The organism is Bacillus horti, assembly GCF_030813115.1.
Lineage (GTDB): Bacteria > Bacillota > Bacilli > Caldalkalibacillales > JCM-10596 > Bacillus_CH > Bacillus_CH horti.
In genome coordinates this window covers 1-1132 of sequence record NZ_JAUSTY010000048.1, presented here as the reverse complement: position 1 = coordinate 1132, position 1132 = coordinate 1, and the positions used below count along the sequence as shown (strand labels likewise).

Genomic DNA, 1132 nt, shown 5'->3' with positions numbered 1-1132 from the left:
CGTCCACTCTCGTCATTCGCTGAAAGAGTATCCGGAACCTGAATCGCAGCCAACTCGGAGAAGGGCATCCATGATTAGAGGAAGGTTCCGATGCCAACCTCGAAGCGTGGACAGGAGAAGTGTCGCTCGGTGCGGGAGGACGTTGCCGGGGAAACCAAACGACTTCAATTGAGAAGCTGTTTTTTTGCGTTTCAAATGCCGTGTTTCTTCTTTACCAAAAAAACGACATTATTGTCGTCTCTGGCTCTTGTATTGATTAATTCGATCCTAACGGATACATCCTTCCTTAGAAGGCAAATCTATAGAATTTGAACGCTTAAAGTGCATATGTGCCTATAGAAATATCGGAAGTTCAAAACAGAGCTAAGGTACCTACCTCTATTAGAAGATAGATTTTCCAAAAAAACAGTAAGAAAAAATATGGTATTACCTAAAATTATTCTGAAGAGATAGCGATAATATTATACTTTAGGGAACAAATTATACGATTAGAACTACTATTTATAGGGATGCTAAATAGTAAGAAAACTAAGACTTTGGAATTAACAACAAAACAAAAGAAAAAAGCTATTGCTTTTCAAAAGTAGACGTGTTAAGATATCACTTGTCCTCATAAAAATGAGACGATAAAAAACATGTGCCGGTGTAGCTCAACTGGTAGAGCAACTGACTTGTAATCAGTAGGTTGGGGGTTCAAGTCCTCTCGCCGGCACCAGATTTTTTTAGAGCATGAGCCATTAGCTCAGTTGGTAGAGCATCTGACTTTTAATCAGAGGGTCGAAGGTTCGAGTCCTTCATGGCTCACCATTTACAAAATAGCCTAGCAGCACTCTCCTTATAAGATTCTCTCGTATCTTAATGAACAAGAGAAGGTAAGGGAACGGGATTAGCTGCGTCGGAGTCCTTCATGGCTCACGACAACACATGCGGGTGTGGCGGAATTGGCAGACGCACTAGACTTAGGATCTAGCGCTTTACGGCGTGGGGGTTCGAGTCCCTTCACCCGCACCATTATTTTTTAGCGATACTTTATTAATTGAATACAGTGTATACGTGACATGCGGAAATAGCTCAGTGGTAGAGCGTCGCCTTGCCAAGGCGAAGGTCGCGGGTTCGACCCCCGTTTTCCGCT

4 tRNA genes are annotated in these 1132 nt (G+C 42.8%); all 4 read left to right on the top strand.

From position 1 onward, the window contains the following. Positions 1–639 precede the first annotated feature (639 nt). The 4 genes from J2S11_RS22225 to J2S11_RS22210 all read left to right on the top strand — a co-directional run bounded on the left by J2S11_RS22225 (position 640) and on the right by J2S11_RS22210 (position 1132). Positions 640–715, top strand: a tRNA-Thr gene (locus tag J2S11_RS22225). 16 nt (positions 716–731) lie between these two features. Further along, positions 732–807: transfer RNA gene (locus J2S11_RS22220), tRNA-Lys, on the top strand. Between the two features lie 119 nt (positions 808–926). Beyond that, positions 927–1011: transfer RNA gene (locus tag J2S11_RS22215), tRNA-Leu, on the top strand. A 49-nt stretch (positions 1012–1060) separates the two neighbouring features. Next, positions 1061–1132 (top strand) — tRNA-Gly (locus J2S11_RS22210).